This window comes from Solitalea longa, assembly GCF_002920915.1.
Lineage (GTDB): Bacteria > Bacteroidota > Bacteroidia > Sphingobacteriales > Sphingobacteriaceae > Solitalea > Solitalea longa.
This window is the reverse complement of the sequence record NZ_PQVF01000009.1, coordinates 1-19,740: the sequence shown is the minus strand read 5'-3', so window position 1 is coordinate 19,740 and position 19,740 is coordinate 1. Positions and strand designations below refer to the sequence as shown.

At 40.3% G+C, this 19,740-nt stretch carries 20 protein-coding genes; 4 read left to right on the top strand and 16 right to left on the bottom strand.

The window, feature by feature from the left end; translation table 11 throughout:
• Position 1 precedes the first annotated feature (1 nt).
• The 15 genes from C3K47_RS13300 to C3K47_RS13230 all read right to left on the bottom strand — a co-directional run bounded on the left by C3K47_RS13300 (position 2) and on the right by C3K47_RS13230 (position 14,532).
• Complete coding sequence (locus tag C3K47_RS13300; protein ID WP_103789643.1) at positions 2–1,546, bottom strand: complex I subunit 4 family protein; 1,545 nt, start codon at positions 1,544–1,546, stop codon at positions 2–4.
• Positions 1,543–3,417, bottom strand: a complete 1,875-nt coding sequence (gene nuoL, locus C3K47_RS13295) for an NADH-quinone oxidoreductase subunit L (RefSeq protein WP_103789642.1) — start codon at positions 3,415–3,417, stop codon at positions 1,543–1,545. The genes C3K47_RS13300 and nuoL overlap by 4 nt, the downstream gene beginning before the upstream one ends.
• Positions 3,414–3,740: an NADH-quinone oxidoreductase subunit NuoK gene (gene nuoK, locus C3K47_RS13290; protein WP_103789641.1), complete on the bottom strand. Its 327-nt coding sequence runs from the start codon at positions 3,738–3,740 to the stop codon at positions 3,414–3,416. Before nuoK ends, nuoL begins: the two co-directional genes overlap by 4 nt.
• Entirely contained in the window at positions 3,737–4,264 is a 528-nt protein-coding gene (nuoJ, locus tag C3K47_RS13285) for an NADH-quinone oxidoreductase subunit J (RefSeq protein ID WP_103789640.1), read from the bottom strand. Before nuoJ ends, nuoK begins: the two co-directional genes overlap by 4 nt.
• A gap of 2 nt (positions 4,265–4,266) precedes the next feature.
• Positions 4,267–4,782 (bottom strand): NADH-quinone oxidoreductase subunit NuoI, encoded by a 516-nt coding sequence (gene nuoI / locus C3K47_RS13280; RefSeq protein ID WP_103789639.1) that lies wholly within the window; start codon positions 4,780–4,782, stop codon positions 4,267–4,269.
• A gap of 43 nt (positions 4,783–4,825) precedes the next feature.
• A complete protein-coding gene (gene nuoH / locus C3K47_RS13275) occupies positions 4,826–5,788 on the bottom strand; it encodes an NADH-quinone oxidoreductase subunit NuoH (RefSeq protein WP_103789638.1) in 963 nt (320 codons plus the stop codon).
• Complete coding sequence (nuoG, locus tag C3K47_RS13270) at positions 5,781–8,480, bottom strand: NADH-quinone oxidoreductase subunit NuoG (RefSeq protein ID WP_103789637.1); 2,700 nt, start codon at positions 8,478–8,480, stop codon at positions 5,781–5,783. The genes nuoH and nuoG overlap by 8 nt, the downstream gene beginning before the upstream one ends.
• Before the next feature lie 85 nt (positions 8,481–8,565).
• The gene (gene nuoF / locus C3K47_RS13265; protein ID WP_103789636.1) at positions 8,566–9,840 is read right to left on the bottom strand and encodes an NADH-quinone oxidoreductase subunit NuoF; all 1,275 of its coding nucleotides are present in this window, start codon (positions 9,838–9,840) and stop codon (positions 8,566–8,568) included.
• Between the two features lie 4 nt (positions 9,841–9,844).
• Positions 9,845–10,348: an NADH-quinone oxidoreductase subunit NuoE gene (gene nuoE, locus C3K47_RS13260; protein ID WP_103789635.1), complete on the bottom strand. Its 504-nt coding sequence runs from the start codon at positions 10,346–10,348 to the stop codon at positions 9,845–9,847.
• Positions 10,349–10,351: 3 nt separating this feature from the next.
• On the bottom strand, positions 10,352–12,100 hold the full coding sequence (nuoC, locus tag C3K47_RS13255) for an NADH-quinone oxidoreductase subunit C/D (RefSeq protein WP_103789634.1): 1,749 nt from the start codon (positions 12,098–12,100) through the stop codon (positions 10,352–10,354).
• A gap of 12 nt (positions 12,101–12,112) precedes the next feature.
• A complete protein-coding gene (locus tag C3K47_RS13250; RefSeq protein WP_103789633.1) occupies positions 12,113–12,436 on the bottom strand; it encodes a hypothetical protein in 324 nt (107 codons plus the stop codon).
• Between the two features lie 31 nt (positions 12,437–12,467).
• Positions 12,468–12,911 carry a hypothetical protein gene (locus tag C3K47_RS13245; protein WP_103789632.1) on the bottom strand — a complete coding sequence of 148 codons (444 nt, stop codon included), beginning with the start codon at positions 12,909–12,911 and terminating at the stop codon, positions 12,468–12,470.
• 17 nt (positions 12,912–12,928) lie between these two features.
• Positions 12,929–13,567: a NuoB/complex I 20 kDa subunit family protein gene (locus tag C3K47_RS13240; protein ID WP_103789631.1), complete on the bottom strand. Its 639-nt coding sequence runs from the start codon at positions 13,565–13,567 to the stop codon at positions 12,929–12,931.
• Positions 13,568–13,632: 65 nt separating this feature from the next.
• Positions 13,633–14,055 (bottom strand): NADH-quinone oxidoreductase subunit A, encoded by a 423-nt coding sequence (locus tag C3K47_RS13235; protein WP_103789630.1) that lies wholly within the window; start codon positions 14,053–14,055, stop codon positions 13,633–13,635.
• A gap of 42 nt (positions 14,056–14,097) precedes the next feature.
• A complete protein-coding gene (locus tag C3K47_RS13230; RefSeq protein ID WP_103789629.1) occupies positions 14,098–14,532 on the bottom strand; it encodes a CBS domain-containing protein in 435 nt (144 codons plus the stop codon).
• Between the two features lie 225 nt (positions 14,533–14,757).
• Here C3K47_RS13230 and lpdA point away from each other — a divergent pair, with 225 nt between their 5' ends.
• From lpdA to C3K47_RS13210, 4 genes are all read left to right on the top strand, one after another.
• The gene (lpdA, locus tag C3K47_RS13225) at positions 14,758–16,161 is read left to right on the top strand and encodes a dihydrolipoyl dehydrogenase (RefSeq protein WP_103789794.1); all 1,404 of its coding nucleotides are present in this window, start codon (positions 14,758–14,760) and stop codon (positions 16,159–16,161) included.
• A 138-nt stretch (positions 16,162–16,299) separates the two neighbouring features.
• Complete coding sequence (murB, locus tag C3K47_RS13220) at positions 16,300–17,313, top strand: UDP-N-acetylmuramate dehydrogenase (protein ID WP_103789628.1); 1,014 nt, start codon at positions 16,300–16,302, stop codon at positions 17,311–17,313.
• 60 nt (positions 17,314–17,373) lie between these two features.
• Positions 17,374–17,817: an SRPBCC family protein gene (locus C3K47_RS13215; protein WP_103789627.1), complete on the top strand. Its 444-nt coding sequence runs from the start codon at positions 17,374–17,376 to the stop codon at positions 17,815–17,817.
• A 102-nt stretch (positions 17,818–17,919) separates the two neighbouring features.
• Positions 17,920–18,456 carry a sigma-70 family RNA polymerase sigma factor gene (locus C3K47_RS13210; RefSeq protein ID WP_103789626.1) on the top strand — a complete coding sequence of 179 codons (537 nt, stop codon included), beginning with the start codon at positions 17,920–17,922 and terminating at the stop codon, positions 18,454–18,456.
• A gap of 91 nt (positions 18,457–18,547) precedes the next feature.
• Here C3K47_RS13210 and C3K47_RS13205 read toward each other — a convergent pair whose 3' ends face one another.
• Entirely contained in the window at positions 18,548–19,297 is a 750-nt protein-coding gene (locus C3K47_RS13205; RefSeq protein ID WP_103789625.1) for a hypothetical protein, read from the bottom strand.
• Positions 19,298–19,740 lie beyond the last annotated feature (443 nt).

The following is a 19,740-nucleotide window of genomic DNA, read 5'->3' as shown; positions in this document are numbered from 1 at the left end:
GTTATTTATGGTGAATGATCGATCCTTTTTGAGGGCTTATCTCATTACTGTTGCTGTTTTTTATTTCGGTTTGAAGTTTAAGGCTGCTTTTTATTGAAGGTTGAAGCATATTTATAAAAGGCTGTGGGTACAAACCCACAAATACAATGGCAATTGTTAGCAGCGCCATAATGGTTTTTTCACGACTGTTAAAATCGTGGAAAGTCACATGATCGTTTTGCACCTCACCAAAAAATACCTTTTGCATCATTCTTACTGAATAAATAGCTGAAAGGATTAAGCCGATACTGGCTATTGAAGTATATACCGGGTGCAATTGAAATGCACCAAGTAAAATCAGAAACTCGGCGATAAAGTTTCCAAGCACAGGCAATCCACAACTGGCCATAGCAAATAACAAACCTATTGAGCCCATTTGTGGTGCAAGGCTCCATAAGCCTCCCATTTGGTTTATGTCGCGGGTATGCAATCGTTCTTTTAGAAATCCTGCTAAAATAAATAAAGCCGCAGTGCTAATACCATGGGTGATCATTTGCAAAACCACTCCCTGTAAAGCAAGTTCATTAAAAGAAAATACACCCAAAACAATAAAGCCCATATGGCTAACACTGGTATACGCTATTAATCGTTTTAAGTCCGTTTGTCCAAAGGCTTGCAAGGCTCCGTATAAAATCGAGATAACCCCTAGCATAAGCGCCCAGTCACTTATTTGAATAGCTTCGGTAGGGAATAGAGGGAGCACAAATCGAATTAGGCCATATGCTCCAGTTTTTAGCATTAGTCCGGCCAGGATCACACTTCCTGCTGTTGGTGCTTCTGAATGTGCGTCGGGCAGCCATGTATGAAACGGAAACAAGGGCAGCTTCACCGTAAAGGCAATAAAAAAGCCAATAGCTATAAACAAGCTATAGTTACTTTTAAGGGATGATGTTAACAGCTGATCATAATCGAATGTGTAATATCCCGAAGTATGTGCATGGATAAAATATAAGGTGATAATGGCCAATAACATCAACAAGCCGCTTGCCTGGGTAAATAAAAAGAATTTATAAGATGAATAGATCCGCCGCTCGCTGCCCCAAATGCTGATCATGAAATACATGGGTATTAGCATTACCTCCCAGAAAAAATAGAACAGGAAAAGATCCATGGCAAGGAAAACGCCTGTTATTCCAGCTAAAACCCATACGAGATTAAAATAGAAGAACGGTTGTTTCGATGTGATTTCTCGCCAGGAACAAAGAATGGCGGCAAGGCCCAGGAAAAAGGTGAGCAATAATAAAGTTAAACTCAATCCATCTAACGCTAAATGAAAGGTGATTCCCAAGGGTTTTATCCATGGAACGCTGAACTCCATGAGCCAACCGGTTTGGTTTTGTAAGTCGATCCTATTATAAAGATCAAACCAAAGCCGACCAGTAATGATCAATGAAATTAAGCAGGAAACAAGGGCTATCCACTTGGATAAATGAGTTAGAAAATATCCACAGATCCAGGCTAAAATACCGCCCGACATTAAGATAATGATCAGCCAGACGAGTATCATAAAACCAGTTGAAGTGTTAAGATCATTATGGCGCCGGCAATAATTCCCATTATATACCAGCGCATGGAACCCGTTTGCGAACTCGCCAGTTGATTACTTAGCCAGTTGCTTGTAAAAACAATTGCACCATTCAGTTTATCAATAACGTCGTTTTTATTGATGCGGGCCATGAAATAATAAGGTTGTTGAAATAGAATTTTATACAGTGCATCGAAATACCATCCGTTTAAAAAGAATTTAAAAACACCTCCTGATTCAAGATTTACTATTTTTTCCCGGCTTCCATTGTATAATTTCCAACCGAGGAAAATGCCACTTAAACAAACTCCAGCGGCGATCAGTTGAAAGAGGAATTCGGAGGGGTCGATTTTTTGTTGAGTAGCGGGAAGAACATTTTCTACTAAATGCGAGAACAATGTAACATGACCGAAATTATGTGGTAGCTCAATAAAACCGCCGACTACGGAAAGAAAGGCCAGTACAACTAAAGGAATATGCATTTTTGGGCCTGGCAGATAGCTGAGTTCGGTTTTAGACGTTCCGAAAAAAGTAAGAACCACCATGCGGCAGGTATATAAAGCAGTAATAAATGAGCCAATAATCGCTACCAGCCATAGTAAAGGAGACCCATTTTGGGCGGTTAATGAGTACCAAATAATAGCGTCTTTACTGTAAAAACCGGCACTTACTAAAGGTAATGCCGCCAATGCTGCCGAACCAATAACAAAGGTTTTGAAAACGGTGGGAAGCTTGTTTTTCAATCCTCCCATATTAAGCATATTATGTTCATGATGTTGAGCCTCAATAACAGTTCCGGCGCCAAGAAATAACAGCGCTTTAAAAAAAGCATGAATCATAAAATGAAAAATGGCTGCCCACCATGCTCCTACGCCCAGTGCTAAAAACATGTAACCCAACTGGCTAATTGTAGAGTAGGCAAGCACTCTTTTTATATCTTGCTGTGCCAGTGCAGATGTAGCAGCAATTAACAATGTTGCTGCGCCAACAATTGCAACCACATGCATGCCAATTGGCGAAAGCTCAAAGATTGCGTGCATACGGGCAATTAAATAAATGCCTGCTGTAACCATAGTGGCCGCATGAATAAGCGCACTTACCGGCGAGGGGCCTGCCATGGCGTCGGGCAACCATGTTTGTAATGGCAGCTGAGCCGATTTGCCTACAGCTCCTCCTAATAAAAGCAATGCGATTAAGTTGGCGTTCGATGATCCTTTGGTTAGCTTTTCGGAAGCGTGTTGTGAAATATCAGTTATAATAAGGCTGCCAAGTTCTTTAAATAGTAAAAACATGCCAATGGCTAGCGCTGTATCACCAATACGGGTAATAATGAAAGCCTTTTGAGCTGCTATGCCATTTTTTGAATTTTTGTACCAAAAACCAATGAGTAAATAGCTGCACAATCCCACACCTTCCCAGCCGAGGTACATTAGTACCAGGTTGTCGGCTAAAACCAGGATGAGCATAGAACAAACAAAAAGGTTTAAATAGGCGAAGAACCTTGCGAAGGATTCGTCGTGACCCATAAACTCTGCAGAATAGATATGAATAAGCGCACCAACAAAGGTGATGACAAAAACAAATACCAATGAAAGAGCATCGTAATGTAATGTAATGCCGGCTTTAAATGAGCCGACCTGCATCCAATTCCAAAGCGTTTGTGAAATGTAACCGCTTGCGGGAGCTGCGCTTATAAAGTTGATCGCCAGGTATAAACCTAAGATTGCGGCTAATGAAACACTACCAATTCCAATACAGGCCACTGTAGTCCTGTTCAATTGTGCCCCCAAAAATGCCAGCAGCAAAAAGCCGAGTAATGGTAATGCCGGAAGTAGCCAAATTACAGTGTTCATTTAATTCTATTATTATCTCTTAATTGTTCCAATTCATCTACGTCTAATGTTTTATGTTGATGAAAAATTTGCATGATCAGCGCCAACCCAACGGACACTTCTGCAGCAGCCATACTTAATATAAACAGGAACATCACCTGTCCATCGGCTTGTACCCATTTGGTACCTGCAGCGATAAAAGCCAATCCTGCTGAATTAAGCATAATTTCTACCGAAATAAGCATAAACAAAATATTGCGGCGGATCACAACCCCTGTGGCTCCAAGGCCGAACAGAATAGCTGCCAGTAAAAAAATATTCCCTGATGAAACGGCCGTGATCATTTTGTTTCCTCCTGTAAAAAGCGGTGATAATGTTTTATGGTTCGTCTGCCAATATGGGCCGCGCCAATAACACCCGCCATTAAAAGCATTGCCGACAGTTCTACTCCAATTACATAAGGGCCAAATAGTGAAAGTGCAACCGCTTTCGGTTCAATTTCGGCAATTGTTAAGGTTTCATTTGGCTGTGTGCTGATCAGGTAAATTAGTTCAATAAGTAATATGGCTCCCAATACACCCGGCAACAGCCAGGTAGCAAGGTTGAGCCACGTTTTTTCCTGCAGGCTTGTTTCTCGTCCCAGGTTGAGCATCATTACCACAAAAATGAACAGCACCACAATGGCTCCAGCATATAACACAATTTCGAGCGCTGCCACAAAAGGAGCTCCTAACTGGAAAAAAATAATAGCAACTGCCATAAACGAAACAATAAGGTACAGCAGGGCATGCACCGGATGTTTGCGGGTAATCACCATTAATGTTGAAATAATGGCTACGGCTGCGGCTATGTAAAAAAATACATTCATTACTAAGGCAATAAACTGTGTCGGTCAACCGGAGGCTCTTCATTTGTGCCTTCTCCCTTGCCTTTAACTCCGGCATCTAAACCTGCAACTTTATAATAATTATAGCCAGGATATTTCCCCTGGCTGTTTATCAACAGATCTTCTTTTTCGTAAACCAAATTCTGACGATCGTATTCGGCCATTTCAAAATCAGGAATAAGTTGAATGGCATAAGTAGGGCAGGCCTCTTCACAAAAACCACAGAAAATACAACGGGAAAAATTGATCCTGAAGAATTCGGGATAACGTCGGCCCTCTTCGTTTTCAGTAGCTTGTAGTGCAATGCAATCAACTGGACAAGCGGCGGCGCATAAATAGCATCCCACACAACGCTCCTGGTTATCAGGGTCACGGGTAAGCACAATCCGTCCGCGATACCTAGGGCGTAACTGAACTTTTTCCTCAGGATATTGTATTGTTTCTGTCTTATGAAAAAGATGAAGAAACGTTAGCCAAATGCTGCGAATTATACTAAGCATAACCTGATAATTAGTCTGTAGTCAATAGTTGATAGTCCATGAATTATGGTTGATTTAAAAACAAAATAATTCCTCCCGTTACCAGCAAATTCAGTAGCGTTAATGGCAGCAGGATCTTCCAGCCATATTCCATTAACTGATCGTACCGTGGGCGGGGTAAGGAGGCTCGTAATAAAATGAAGAACAGGATAAAGCCAGCCGTTTTAATAGCAAACCATGCCAGCGGTGGCAAAAATGCCGGCCCAAGCCATCCTCCAAAGAATAATGCGACAGTTATTGACGATATTAAAGTGATCCCTAAATACTCACCGATGAAAAACATTCCGAACTTCATTCCAGAGTATTCGGAATGAAAACCTGCAACCAATTCGCTTTCAGCTTCCGGAATGTCAAAAGGCAAGCGATGGGTTTCAGCAATTCCGGCAATGAAAAAAATAACAAAACCAACCGGCTGAAGTAATACGAACCAGTAGTCTTTTTGGGCTTCTACAATTGTTCGTAAACTAAATGAGCCCGACAGCATGACAACTCCCATTAGCGAAAGACCCATAAAAACTTCGTAAGAAATCATCTGAGAAGCACCCCTTAGTGCGCCAAGCAAGGAGTATTTATTGTTTGAAGCCCATCCGCCTAAAACAATGCTGTAAACGCCTAGTGACGACATGCCAAGAAAAAATAATAAACCGATGTTTAAATCAACAATTTGAATGGCAGGAGCAAACGGGATAATGGCAAAACTCAACAAAACACTAATAACAATCACTGCAGGAGCGATCACAAATACGTGTCGATCAGCAAAGGGAGGAATCCAGTCTTCTTTAAAAAACAATTTTAAAGTGTCGGCAAGTATGATCAACAAGCCAAAAGGGCCGGCACGGTTTGGTCCTAAACGATCTTGCCAAAGTGCCAGCATTCTCCTTTCAACCCAAATTAAAAAGGCAGCAATATTTAGGAGTACAAATAAAATACCCACAATGACAAGCCAATAGTTTAGGGTTTCACTCATGTTTACTATTGTTGTTTGTTATACCATTCGATGCAGGTCTTATTTTAATTATTACGGGCTTAACAAAAAATGCTGTTTGAGGCAATCCAAAAAGAATAAGCGCAACCTCATTATTAATTTCAGCCCTTAATCTTACAGGAAGTTGATATGCTCTTCCATGATGTTCAATGGTTGCCATATCATTTTCTTGCAGGTTAAGTTTTGCTAATGAATATTGATTTAAGCCGAGGTAAGGTTTAGGAGTAAGTTCGGCAATTGCCGGTGCTTTAGCACTTAATTCTTCTGATCCGAAAATATGGTAAACAGGTACTAGCTGCCATTCAAATTCCTTAAGTGATATCTTTTCAGTTTTTTGCTCGAAATCTATAGGAGTTATTGATGAGTTGGAATTGACCAAACGAACTCCCGGATTGCCATCATGCAATGGCCCGCCAATTTCGATCTGAAATTTATTTATAGACTGAACTGAGTTCCATCCCGGTGACCAAAAGAAAGGCGTTACTGATGAAGGAGGGATACCCCTGTAGCCTTCCATGGTAAACGACATTGGCGAATCTATATCTTGCGGAGGTTTGGGCTCACTTACGTTTTCGTTGGACAGCATAGCTGTTCGGCCACTGTAACGGTGGGGTGCCCGAGGAACTTTTTGTCCGTTGAGCCGGAAGTCTTCTGAAAGAGCCGCATCTTCTATGCCTCTGAATTGAGGCAAGGCTTCCACCAGTGTCGATTGGATATTGCTTATGGAGAGATTTTCGTCAATGGCTTTGCCATCTTTTAAAGCCTTTAATAGGCTCAGCCATCGCCAGCTTTCTTTTAACCATTCATTTTTAGGAACGAAAACCTGGAAAAAACGCTGTGCTCGTCCTTCATTGTTTACGATGGTTCCATCGGCCTCAGAAAACATTCCTACGGGAACTTTTATATCGGCTTTTTCACTTGTCGTAGATTTTATATGATCAAATACAATGATCCGTTTTGGCAGATTCATTATTTCATCGGCTTTTTCTGTTGAAAGGTTTCTGTATAGATCAGTTTCTAATATGATAAGAGTACTGTCGGAAAGTTTACTAAATGCCGAGCTTAGTGGTGGTACATTCATCATAGCCAATCCCATGCTGTTACAGTCGGCTTGGGTAATAAAAATACCCGGTTGCTTACCTCTTTTTTTCAAAGCTTTAACAATGGCTTCGGCGGCTGCCAAAAGGGGTTCATTAAACAAACTGGTACCAGTTATGATCAGTGGTTTTTGGGCGTTTAAAAGAGAAGTAGCGATTTGATCTATAACCTGGTCTGCTGTTGCATCGATTGCTGCAGCAATGGTAAATCCTTTAGCAGCTATTTCATGAGGAGTAGAATAAGAGACTTGTGTGGCGATTTCGTCAAGTTTAGTGCTATGAGGATGCAGAATAAACAAATCACTATGCCTTTGCTGGATGTATTCCCTTAATGCGGCATCATGCCATGTGGCAAGATTTATGTTTTGTTGAGCATTTTCAACTGGCTTTTTTCGTACAGCCTGACGAACAGTTAATGCCGCCATCGGTGCCGTATTGGTCAGGTCTTCTCCCAAAATTAAAATGCTGTCGTATTGTTCAATTTGCTTTAATGAAACAATTTCGGCAGTGCGATTTTGCAAAATATTTAATGCCGCTTTATTAAGTCGATGTTCCTCGTCTGACCAGCCTGAATAATAATTGCCATTTCCCACCAGTTGTTGTAATGCGAAATTTGATTCAAGGGAAGCTCTTGGAGAACCTATGCCTACACAATTGGATGTGCTGAGTAAGGCTGCAATATCATTGATAATGTATTCCTGATTAAGCGAAACGTTTTCTTCCTTAAGTGCCGGTTGATAGATCCTGTCGACGCTGTTTGCAGCCTCATATCCAAATCGGCCTCTGTCGCAAATAAAATATCCGTTAACATCCCCATTATATCTCGAGGTGATTTGTCGCAGTTCTCCGTATCGTTCGCCTGCGATAATGTTGCAACCTAAACTACAGTGCTGACAAACCGAGGGCGCAAACGTGAAATCCCATTTTCGGCTGTAGTGTTGCTTAAGGGTTTTATCAGTAAAAACACCTGTAGGGCAAATTTCAGCGAGGTTTCCACTGAACTCACTTTCCAAAATACCATCTTTTTCTCTTCCAAAATAAACATGGTTATGCGCCGCATATACATCAAGATCTTTGCCTCCGGCGTAATCTTTATAAAATCGTACGCAACGGTAACATTGAATGCAACGATTCATCTCATGATTAATCAGAGGGCCCAGATATTGATTGACATAGGTGCGTTTTGGAAATTCAAAGCGACGGTAATTGTGGCCAGTCATAACGGTCATGTCCTGCAAATGACAAGAACCACCCTCATCGCAAACCGCACAATCATGAGGGTGGTTGGTCATCAGCCATTCAATTACACTTTTTCTGAATTTTTCAGCATCAGGGTGATCAAGAGATATCCTCGTTTCCTTGCCAACCGGTTCCATACACGACATGACCAGTCGTCCGGCAGTATCATTCTCATCCTTAAAAATTTTAATGGCACACTGTCTGCATGCCCCTACCGAGCCCATTGCGGGATGCCAACAAAAGTAAGGCAAGTCAAAACCCAATGTAAGACAGGTCTCAAGCAGATTCTTGCCTTCTTTTACATCATATGGCCGGTTATCAATGTAGAGCGTTGCCATAAATTTTAATGTATATCTACTCGCTAAGCCACAATGATGAAGCTATTCTTTAGTTTTAGAATATGAATCAGTGGCTTTATGAGCATTAGTCATAAGGGCATTTATGTTGATGAATATGTTGTTCAAAATCTTCTCTGAAATATTTTAAAGCACTTTGCAAAGGCTCAGCAGCGCCGGGAGCCAACGCGCAAAATGTATTTCCCGGACCTAATAAGCGGGCCTGTTCCTCCAATAAGTCGAGGTCTGTTAATGATCCTTTACCTTGTTCTATCGACCATAATATTTTTTCCACCCAAGGCAATCCCTCACGGCAGGGGGTACACCAGCCACATGATTCGTGAGCAAAAAACTGTTCAAGGTTGTGAACAAACCCTACCGGGCAGGTTCGGTCGTCCAGGACGATCATCGTTCCTGTACCCAGTCGGCTTCCTGCCATTGAAACCGATTTAAAATCCATTTTTATATCCAGGTGCAGTTCTGTCAGAAAATCGGTGGAAGCGCCGCCTGGTAGTACTCCTCTGAATTTGTATCCTTCTTTCATGCCGCCCGCATATTCTTCAATAAGTTCACGCATACTTATTCCCATCGGCAATTCCCAACAGCCAGGGGCATTAACATTTCCACTTACTCCGTAAAGTTTAGTGCCCCCGTCTTCACTATGGCTCAAACTTTTAAACCAATCGGCTCCGTTGTTAATGATATGCGGAATATTGCAAAGCGTTTCCACATTGTTTACTATGGTAGGCTTGCCAAATAAGCCGCTTACCTGTGGAAATGGAGGCTTGGCCCGAGGAGTAGCACGTTTACCTTCCAGCGCATTTAACAAGGCGGTTTCCTCGCCGCACATGTAACGACCAACACCTGTATGCAGGTGCAGATGAAAGGTAAATCCACTGCCTAAAATATTTTCGCCAAGGAAACCTGCCTCATAGGCTTCTTTAATGGCTTGAAGAATTCTTTTTGCAGCTTCTTTATAGGCAAAGCGCAGAAATACATATCCGGTATTAGCTTGAATTGCATAGGCCGCTACAATCATTCCTTCCAATAACTGATGTGGATTGCCTTCGAGCAATAACCGATCTTTAAAAGTACCCGGCTCCATTTCATCAGCATTAGCAACAAGATATTTCGTAGAAGGAGCTTTTTCGCCCATTGGTACAAAACTCCATTTCATGCCGGTATTAAACCCAGCCCCTCCTCGTCCTTTTAGATTCGACTCTTTAATTAGCTCAATTACATCAACGGGCGCCATTTTTAACAAAGCCTTCTTAACCGCCAAATAACCTCCCGCCATCTCATACTCTTTTGCATCGAGTGGCGGACGGTTTAAATGAATGTTTTTTGTTAATGGTCGTTCCATGTGATCAGTTATATTTTTTTAATATCGATTCAAGTTCATTCGGTTTAATATCCCTGTACAAATCGTCATCGATTAACATCGCCGGCGCATGGTCACAACATCCTAAACAAGCATTAGGTAGGAGGGTAAACATGCCATCGGGACTGGTTTCTCCAAATTGGATATTCAGTTGTTTATTTAACTCATTATAAAGCACCCTATAGCCCATTACCCAGCAGCTAATACTATCGCATAGAAGAATAATGTGCTGCCCCACAGGCTTACGAAAGATCAGGTTATAAAAAGTTGCAACACTGTCCAACTCCGCTGCCGACATATTTAAGTACAATGCAATGGCTGATAAGGCTTCATCTGAGATCCATCCACGGTTGTTTTGAACAATCTTTAACGCTTCAATGCAGGCCGCTTTGGGATAAGGTACCAGGCTTACTTCATGATCAATGGCTGTTCGCTCTTGTTCATTAAGCCCTACTGTTGTTGTGTTCTTATTTTCTAAGTCCTCCTTCATTTTCTATCGATCTATATCGGCAAGTACATAATCCATGCTTCCTAAAATGGAAAGCAAATCGGCAACTGTGTAACCTTTACTGATGTAAGGCAACATTTGCATGTGGGGGAACGACGGAGTGCGAATACGTGAGCGATAGGGTGAAGTGTTGCCGTCACTTACCATGTAATAACTGTTCCATCCTTTAGTGGCCTCAATACAACTCATTGCTTCGCCTTTAGGGATCACGGGCCCCCAGCTAACATTTAAAAAATGATTAATGAGTGTTTCGATGTCCTGCATGGTGTTTTTTTTCAAAGGCGGGGTAGCATGTGAATTGTCCGACTTGTAAGGCCCTTCGGGCATATGCTTTAAGCATTGCTCAATAATTCTAAGGCTTTGGATCATTTCCTGCTCCCGTACCACTGCACGGTCGTAGCAATCACCATTTTGTGCTATGGGGATATCAAACTCAAAATTTTCATAGCCCGAATAAGGTTGCTTTTTGCGCATATCCCATTCTAAGCCACACGCACGTAATCCCGGACCTGTAACACCCCATTCAATCGCTTCTTCTAATGTGTAAATACCTATTCCAACGGTGCGAGCTTTAAAAATGGAATTACGCATCACCATATTATGATATTCTTTTAAGCGTTTTGGGAAATAGGCAATAAACTCCGCCACCATTTTATCCCAGCCATTAGGTAAGTCCTGAGCTACACCTCCAATTCTGAACCAATTGGGATGCATTCGTCCTCCGGTAATGGCCTCCACTATATCAAATATCTTTTCCCGGTCGGTGAACATGTAAAAAACAGGGGAAAGTTGCCCTAAGTCCTGGGCAAAGGTGCCGTACCAAACTAAGTGACTTGCGATACGAAAGAATTCACACATCATCACCCGAATTACTTTTACTCGATCAGGCACTTCAATTCCCGCGAGCTTTTCAACAGCCAGTAAATAGGCCAGGTTGTTCATTACTCCGCCCAGGTAATCAATCCTGTCGGTGTAAGGAATATATGTATGCCAGGATTGACGCTCTCCCATTTTCTCGGCGCCGCGATGGTGGAAGCCGATGTCGGGTACAGCATCAATGATATCTTCCCCATCTAATTGTAAAATAATGCGGAGGACACCATGTGTTCCCGGATGCTGAGGGCCAATATTCAGGAACATGAAATCGGCATCATCACTATGGCGCTGCAGTCCCCATTGTTCGGGTTTAAACTGTAAGGCGTCTTGCTCGGTATCCACTTTTTCGTCCCATAGTTTAAATGGTCCCATTTCAGTGGCTCTGGCAGGGTGTTCTTTACGGAGGGGATGGCCCTGCCAGGTTAATGGCATAAGTATTCGTTGCAGATGCGGGTGTCCTTCGAAACGAATTCCGAACATATCGTAAACTTCACGCTCGTACCAACTGGCAGATGGCCACAGGTGAGTCAATGTTTGAGCTGAAGGATACTCACCCTTAAGAGCTATTTTTAAGCGGATGAATTGATTTCGTTTAAACGATAGCAGGTGATAAACAACTGTAAAATCTTTTGAAGGGTAGGTTTTATGATCCGAACGCGACCGTTCATCAAGAGCGAACAGGTCATAAAGTAAAGGGAATGGCTCAGGAGATTCCTTTTTCAGGTAGGCAAGAACGGGTAAAATATGTGTTTTGGCGACCCAAAAAGTGGCAACCTCATCAGCAGTTTGCTGTTGGGTCAAAACCGAATCGCCAAATTTAAGCATAAGTTCGGTCGCCAACTTTTCGGTCGGAGTCATCGTTTTAAATCATCATAAAAATTTAAATACAGTATCTGTCACCAGGTTGATGAGTGAGTTTTTAAATTCATCAATTCGAACTTTAGCTAAACCTGTTTGTTTTAGCAACTTCATTTCAGCGCCATCTTTTAACCCCTTTACCAAAACCGCAAATTCATCTTTGGTAATATCATTATTGGCCGCCAAGTTTGTCCAACGTTTTAATTTATCTTCCGACTGAGCCAAAAAATCATTCACATCTTTAGAAGCATCATCTTTAAAATTCTTAAAAGTAAGCTTGGCTAAGTCTAAAACGTCTGTTTTTAATTCATCGAATATTTCTTGAAAATTGGGCATGTTAGTTCAGTGTGTTTAGTTTTATTGATTTCTATTTAATTTTTTTTGATTCGAGCTCTATCATATCATTAAAGCCCGTGGTCACCGCGTCTTGAAATTCAGTTACGGCAGCAGGACTCAGTTTTCCTTTGGTTTTCCAAAGATTCTTTATTCCTCCCCAGCTACCTTCACCTTTTATCATTATCTCCATCATTTTCGTCGCCTCAGTGTTTTTAGGAAGAGCTTTCATGTATTCGTAGAGTTTGCTTAAATCCTTATCAAGTGCTTGCACCTCTGCTTCATGTGAACTGTATTCTTCACTGGCTTTACCTACAAGCGTGGTTGTTTCTACTTTAAGGGAGGCTAATTCGCGATAAACGTGCTCGTTATAAGGAGCTATTAATGGGCTGCAGCTGCTAATCAGGAAAATAAGCGGTAGCAGAAATCGTAGGTAAAAAGTTTTTTTGAGTAAAAGTTGTTTTTGTACAGGTAACATAGATTTGGTTTTTAAAATTATATTTCATCCGGAGAACGAAAATCTATCATTTTAGCTCTTTCTTCTCGTTTTAACTCTTTGATCGAGGGTTTTTCAGGCCTTATTACTCCTTGCTCTCCAATAACCCAGCTTAGCGGACGTTGCTCTTTCCCAACCGATTGGCTGAGTAAGATCAATCCATTCATAAAGGCATCAGGGCGTGGCGGGCAACCGGGTACGTAGACATCCACTGGTAGAAATTTATCAACTCCTTGTACTACACTGTAAATATCATACATTCCTCCTGAATTTGCACATGAACCCATTGAAATTACCCAACGCGGCTCCATCATTTGTTCATGCAACCTTTTTATGATCGGTGCCATTTTAATAAAAACAGTACCGGCAATCACCATTACATCGGCTTCTCGTGGGGTTCCTCTAATAACTTCGGCACCAAAACGAGCCACATCGTACTTGCTGGTTATACTGGTGGCCATTTCAACAAAACAGCACGACAGTCCAAAGTGAAATGGCCACATGGAGTTTTTTCGGCCCCAGGCAACCAGATCCTGAACGGTAGTAAGCAAAACGCTTTGTTGTATAGATTCCTCCATAGAACTTTCGCCTTTACTTTTACCCGTAGGGTCATCTGCTTTAGTAAGCCACCATTTCATTTTAGTTGATTACAGTAATTTATTTGTGATTACAACGATTTTTCATTACTTCTAAAATCGTACTTCTAACTTCTAACTTTCTTTTTATATGCCTTCAATATCTTCTTACCCGAAGGGCCAAAATCCAAAGCGCCAATACTCCATTCGTAAATTAGAACCGCTACAAGGATTCCAATAAACACACAAATGGACAGATAACCTGCCCAACCCAATTCTTTAAATGCCAATGCCCAAAGAACAATGAAGATGGTTTCAACATCGAAGATCACAAACAGCATGGCAACCAGGTAAAAATGCACCGAAAAACGTAAACGTGCCGAGCCTGTTTCAAGTATGCCTGATTCATAAGGCTCGTCGGTGGCTTTTTCTTTGTGGTGTTCACCAAGTAAATAAGAAAGAAGGAGAATGATTGAAACGAGCACTAAAACAATTGCTGCATAAACCATAAATGGCCACAATACAACGATGAGTAATGTTGGGTTGTGCATGCAAATCGCCTCCTTGCGAATGGGTTGATAAATGGGGTGGAATTATTTCTGACCAGTTATATAGTGTTCAAGATTTTCGATGATATACTTTTGTTCGTCGATGATGTATTTTACCACGTCTCCTATAGAAACCAGCCCTACTAATTGTTCCTCATCGACCACAGGTAAATGCCTGATGAATTTGTTAGTCATTAGGCGCATGCAATGTTCAATATTGTCATTAGAATTAACGATCACAGGAGATTCAGTCATGATTTCACCAATCAGCGTTTCTTTAGATGAGCGACCTTTGAGGATCACTTTTCTGGCATAATCGCGTTCGGTGAAAATACCGATGAATTTACCCTCATCAACTACCATTAAAGCTCCTATGTTTTTTTCTACCAAATGCTCTAACGCATCATAAACCGTATGTCCCGAGCTTATGGAGTATACAGCATTGCCTTTGACCTGAAGTATGTTTCTGACTTTTCCCATGGCGGTTGAATTATGAGAAAGTAAAGTTTATTGATTGGTACTAACTGTATGAATTTAAGTTTTTTAGTTTGAATATCAAACTAATACGAACACTATTTGTTAAGCAATTGATTGTTTTTGGTGAGTTATTCCAAAATGAGGTTTTATCCTAATAATCAATTCCCTACTTTTACGCCCGAAATTTATCCTGTAAAAAAAATCTCTAATTATAAATCAATTTTTAAAATGAAATACGACGTAGTAGTAATCGGTTCCGGTCCGGGTGGTTATGTTGCGGCAATTCGTTGTGCTCAGTTGGGTTTAAAAACAGCTATCATAGAGCGTTACAACACATTTGGTGGAACTTGTTTAAACGTAGGCTGTATCCCTTCAAAAGCATTATTAGATTCTTCAGAGCATTATCATAATGCGGCTCATACATTTAAAACACATGGTATTGAGCTAAGCAACTTAAAAGTTAACCTTGAGCAGATGATAAACCGTAAGAACGAAGTGGTAAAGCAAACCACTGATGGAATTACGTTTTTGATGAAAAAGAATAAGATCGATACGTACTACGGACACGGTTCATTTGTAAATAAAAACACCATAAAAGTTGCAAAGGCTGATGGAACAGAGCAAGTAATTGAAACAGCTAAAACTATTATAGCTACCGGTTCTAAGCCAGCCAGTTTGCCTTTTATACCACTTGATAAAAAACGCATTATTACTTCTACCGAGGCTTTAAACTTAACAGAAGTTCCTAAGCATTTGATCCTAATTGGTGGGGGTGTAATTGGTCTTGAATTAGGCTCAGTATATGCACGTTTGGGTGCAAAAGTTACGGTTGTTGAATACATGAATTCTATTATCCCAACTATGGATAAAGAGTTAGGTAAGCAATTGCAACGCTCATTAAAAGGCTTAGGCTTTGAGTTTATGTTGAACCATAAAGTTACTGGTGCTTCAGTTAAAGGTAAAGAGGTAACAGTTACTGCCGAAAATGCAAAAGGTGAAGCGGTTGAATTTAAAGGTGACTATTGCTTGGTGGCAGTAGGACGTACTGCATATACCGAAAACTTAGGCTTAGAAAATATTGGAATTACCGTAGAAGAGCGCGGTAAGAAGATCGCAGTGAATGATCACTTAGAAACAGTTGTTCCTGGTATTTATGCTATTGGTGATGTGGTTCGTGGAGCCATGCTTGCTCACAAAGCTGAGGAAGAAGGTGTTTATGTTGCTGAACTTATTGCCGGCCAAAAACCTCATATGAATTATAACCTGATTCCGGGTGTGGTTTATACCTGGCCAGAGGTTGCTTCAGTTGGTAAAACCGAAGAAGAGTTGAAAGAGGCCGGAATTAAATACAAATCAGGTTCTTTCCCATTCAAAGCAAGTGGCCGTGCCCGTGCAAGTATGGATACTGATGGCTTAATTAAAGTTTTGGCGGATGCTGAAACTGACGAGATTTTAGGTGTTCACATGATCGGTCCTCGTGTTGCTGATATGATTGCAGAAGCTGTTGTTGCTATGGAGTTCCGTGCTTCGGCAGAAGATATTGGTCGGATTTGTCATGCGCACCCAACTTATACCGAATCATTTAAAGAGGCTGCTTTAGCTGCAACTGCTAACAGAGCATTGCATATTTAAGCAATAAATAAACAGATCATAGTCCATGGTCCATAGTTTTGATTCAATGGTTTAATCTGCTATTGAATATCGACTATGGTCTATGGACTATTCTATTTTTATTACCTTCGCACCTAGTTTCAAATTACCAAACGTCTCATGGTCATCCATCATCATCATTCTTTAAAACGACTAAATACCTTCGGCGTTGATGCTTATGCAAACAGCTTCGTAGAAATATCACACCCTGATCAACTTGTGAACTTATTCTCAAACAAGGATGTAGTAAATCAGCCCTTGCTTTTTTTAGGAGGTGGAAGCAATATGCTTTTTACCCGTGATTTTAATGGCTTGGTTATTAAGATGAGCATAAAAGGTATCCAAGATAGGGTAGAAGGAGATGAAGTATTTGTTAAAGCCGGAGCGGGTGTAGTATGGAATGATTTAGTGAACTATTGTGTTGATAACGGTTATTCCGGTATTGAAAACCTGAGTTTAATACCTGGTTCGGTAGGGGCTTCTCCTATACAAAATATTGGAGCCTATGGTGTGGAACTGAAGGATGTTTTTTATTCTTTGGAAGCCTTTGAAATTAGTTCTTGTACAATTAAAAGCTTTAATAAGCAGGAGTGTGAGTTTGGGTATCGTGAAAGTATCTTTAAAGGCAAAGCTAAAGGTCAGTACATTGTGACTTCCGTTACCCTTCAACTATCAAAAACGTCCAATTTAAATACCTCTTATGGCGCAATTGAAGCTGAACTTGTAGCAAGAGGAATTGAAAACCCAACTATAAATGACGTGAGTAAGGTTGTTTCTCATATCAGGGTTTCTAAATTACCCGATCCATCAACGATTGGCAACGCCGGTAGTTTCTTTAAAAATCCGATAATTTCATCAGCTGAATTTGAAACGGTTAAACAAAAGCATGCTGATGTAGTAAACTACCCTACTGCAAACGGAAGTGTAAAGCTGGCTGCCGGTTATTTGATTGAGCAATGCGGCTGGAAAGGTATGGTGGTAGGAAATACAGGCACATGGAAAAATCAAGCCTTAGTTCTGGTAAATCACGGTGGTGCTTCAGGACAAGAGATCTTTGATTTTTCAGAAGTAATTATTCAATCAGTTAAAGAGAAGTTTGGTGTTTCGCTTGAGCGAGAGGTCAATATTTTTTAATGAACTTATAGAAAGCTAAATATCACTAGTTCAAAGATAATTAGTGATATTTAGCTTCAAATGCATATTTATATTACCACCAATGTTAAACAACCTCCCGAAAAGGTGTTCTCCCAGTTTAACAAAGCACTTTTCGTTGCCTTACAACCTCCAGGATTAAAAACTGAGCTTTTACGATTTGATGGTTGCAAAACCGGAGATGAGGTTCATCTTGTCATTAAGTTTCCCTTTTTTAAGCAAAAATGGTTCAGTAAAATCACGGATGATAATTGCACGCATTCATGCTATTCCTTTACAGATGAAGGGTTTGTGCTGCCATTCTTTTTGAAGAAATGGAAGCATGTGCACACAATTAAATGGGTGGAGGATAAGAAATGCACAGAAGTAATTGATGATATAAACTTTGAACCCAGCAGTTTTATTATTGGACTATTTATTTATCCCTTATTGTATTCTTCGTTTTTATATCGAAAACCGATTTATAAGAAATATTTAGATGTTTAAACATATTGTTTAAATGTGTAACAGTAATGTTAAACAAAAGATTTGACTTTGTTTAAGTATTACGTAAATTTGTTTAACAATATACATGAAAGGTTAAACAATATGACTCGCATCGAATTTAACACACTCGTACTCCGCCAGTCTTCTTCGCTAAAGTTATATGCGCTGCACTTTACTAAGGATTCAGACGATGCAAATGACCTTGTTCAGGATACTTTACTAAAGGCCATTACCTATTACAATAAATTTAAAGAGGGGACGAATTTAAAGGGCTGGTTATATACCATCATGAAAAACACCTTCATAAACAACTATCGGCGATTGGTGAAGGTTAATAATGTGGTTATTCAGTCAGATGATATTTTACCTGCCAATTTGTTATATAGTGCCGCCAGTAATAATGCTGAGGGTAAATTTGTTCTTGAAGACATCAATCAGGCGCTTTCGAATTTATCGGAAGAATATTATACGCCATTCACTATGTATTTCGAAGGTTATAAATACCATGAAATTGCAGAAGAATTAAAGATTCCAATTGGTACGGTAAAAACTCGTATTCATGTTGCGCGTAAATTGTTAAAGGGGCAATTAAAGGATTATTCTGCCGGCAGAACCGGTAAGGTAGTTTATGAAGATTAATTCTGATAGGTAGAATTGATATAATTTGTGTGTTTATTTAAGTTAGTTAAGGGTAGTAATCAATTGTTTACTACCCTTCTTTATTTTTAATTTATTTCCCTCCAAAAAGGCTTTTTACTTTTCCCCAAAAGCCTTTGGAAGCGACCTTTGTTTCTTCCACTTTTTTATCAAAATCAACATTTAGAACTTCTTCAGCCTTGTTTTTAAAGTTTTCAGCTGCTTCGGCCACGTCTGATTTCAGGTCCTCAAACTTAGCCTCAGCTTTAGCTTTAAACTCATCGATGTTTTCTTTGCTAAATGCCTCTTTTATATCCTCCACTTTTTCGTTTGCCTCTTGTTTAATTTTACCGGCAATCTCAGAAGCCTTGGCACTTATCTGCTCTGTTTTTTCGGCCGCGGCATTCGAAAGATCATCAATTTTATCGGCAGCTTTATCTTTTAAATTGTTGAGGTTTTCACTACTAAAGGTTTCTTTCAGGTCTTCCACTTTGTCGGCAGCATACGCAGCTGCACCACTTGCTGCACTTGCTACAGTTTCTTTAATGTTTCCTAAAGAGTCTGTAGCCTTTTCTGCAATATTCTCCACAGTATTTCCTGCCTCTGCAGCTTTTTCTGCAGCTGTATCTTTTATAGCTGATGCTTTATCCGCGATTGTTTCTCCTAAATCGTTTATTGTTTCTTTTGCTGATGAAACGTTGTCTGTAGCAGTTTCCTTTAAATTATCAGTTTCGGCTTTGAGGGTTTCTTTTGCTGCATCTGCATTATCCTGCAGGTCTTTTTTTAACTCCTGGGCTTTTTCTTCCAGGTTGTCATTTGTGTTATCTGTTTTGTTGTCGTTCATGATTATACAATTAGTTGTGTGTTAAGTTAGTAATTTTCAGTGGATTATCGGTAAGAAGGAGAGGCAGATATATGATTCCATTTTGGAGCGGTCTCTATACAAGGTCGGTAGTTACGAAAAGAGTAGGCTTATCATATAGTGGAGATGGAGCATAAAGCTTAAAGTTTGTTAAATGAAATAAAAGTTTTAACCAAAGAGTTTCACAAACTTGTCCCGAGTTAAATACTCAGTTTATACTCGGGATATACTCGACGCATACTAGACGTATACTCGACGCATACTCGACGCATACTCGGTGTAATACTGTGGTTGATTTCTAAATGACCCGTCCTGAAATAACTATACAGATTAGTGAATAAATCCTGGATTAACTATACACTGGATGTTGTTAATCCTAATTAACCTATACAGGCTGTTTTTCGAAGTTACTTTTTTTAGTGTTA

Excerpts from the sequence above, each read along its gene's own strand:
- nuoK (WP_103789641.1), bottom strand. The coding sequence starts at position 3,740 with ATGATCACGGCCGTTTCATCAGGGAATATTTTTTTACTGGCAGCTATT.
- C3K47_RS13235 (WP_103789630.1), bottom strand. The coding sequence starts at position 14,055 with ATGCACAACCCAACATTACTCATCGTTGTATTGTGGCCATTTATGGTT.
- nuoH (WP_103789638.1), bottom strand. The coding sequence starts at position 5,788 with ATGAGTGAAACCCTAAACTATTGGCTTGTCATTGTGGGTATTTTATTT.
- C3K47_RS13250 (WP_103789633.1), bottom strand. The coding sequence starts at position 12,436 with ATGCCCAATTTTCAAGAAATATTCGATGAATTAAAAACAGACGTTTTA.
- lpdA (WP_103789794.1), top strand. The coding sequence starts at position 14,758 with ATGAAATACGACGTAGTAGTAATCGGTTCCGGTCCGGGTGGTTATGTT.
- nuoJ (WP_103789640.1), bottom strand. The coding sequence starts at position 4,264 with ATGAATGTATTTTTTTACATAGCCGCAGCCGTAGCCATTATTTCAACA.
- C3K47_RS13230 (WP_103789629.1), bottom strand. The coding sequence starts at position 14,532 with ATGGGAAAAGTCAGAAACATACTTCAGGTCAAAGGCAATGCTGTATAC.
- C3K47_RS13215 (WP_103789627.1), top strand. The coding sequence starts at position 17,374 with ATGCATATTTATATTACCACCAATGTTAAACAACCTCCCGAAAAGGTG.
- C3K47_RS13240 (WP_103789631.1), bottom strand. The coding sequence starts at position 13,567 with ATGAAATGGTGGCTTACTAAAGCAGATGACCCTACGGGTAAAAGTAAA.
- nuoF (WP_103789636.1), bottom strand. The coding sequence starts at position 9,840 with ATGGAACGACCATTAACAAAAAACATTCATTTAAACCGTCCGCCACTC.
- nuoI (WP_103789639.1), bottom strand. The coding sequence starts at position 4,782 with ATGCTTAGTATAATTCGCAGCATTTGGCTAACGTTTCTTCATCTTTTT.
- nuoE (WP_103789635.1), bottom strand. The coding sequence starts at position 10,348 with ATGAAGGAGGACTTAGAAAATAAGAACACAACAACAGTAGGGCTTAAT.
- murB (WP_103789628.1), top strand. The coding sequence starts at position 16,300 with ATGGTCATCCATCATCATCATTCTTTAAAACGACTAAATACCTTCGGC.
- C3K47_RS13300 (WP_103789643.1), bottom strand. The coding sequence starts at position 1,546 with ATGATACTCGTCTGGCTGATCATTATCTTAATGTCGGGCGGTATTTTA.
- C3K47_RS13245 (WP_103789632.1), bottom strand. The coding sequence starts at position 12,911 with ATGTTACCTGTACAAAAACAACTTTTACTCAAAAAAACTTTTTACCTA.
- nuoC (WP_103789634.1), bottom strand. The coding sequence starts at position 12,100 with ATGACTCCGACCGAAAAGTTGGCGACCGAACTTATGCTTAAATTTGGC.
- C3K47_RS13205 (WP_103789625.1), bottom strand. The coding sequence starts at position 19,297 with ATGAACGACAACAAAACAGATAACACAAATGACAACCTGGAAGAAAAA.
- nuoG (WP_103789637.1), bottom strand. The coding sequence starts at position 8,480 with ATGGCAACGCTCTACATTGATAACCGGCCATATGATGTAAAAGAAGGC.
- nuoL (WP_103789642.1), bottom strand. The coding sequence starts at position 3,417 with ATGAACACTGTAATTTGGCTACTTCCGGCATTACCATTACTCGGCTTT.
- C3K47_RS13210 (WP_103789626.1), top strand. The coding sequence starts at position 17,920 with ATGACTCGCATCGAATTTAACACACTCGTACTCCGCCAGTCTTCTTCG.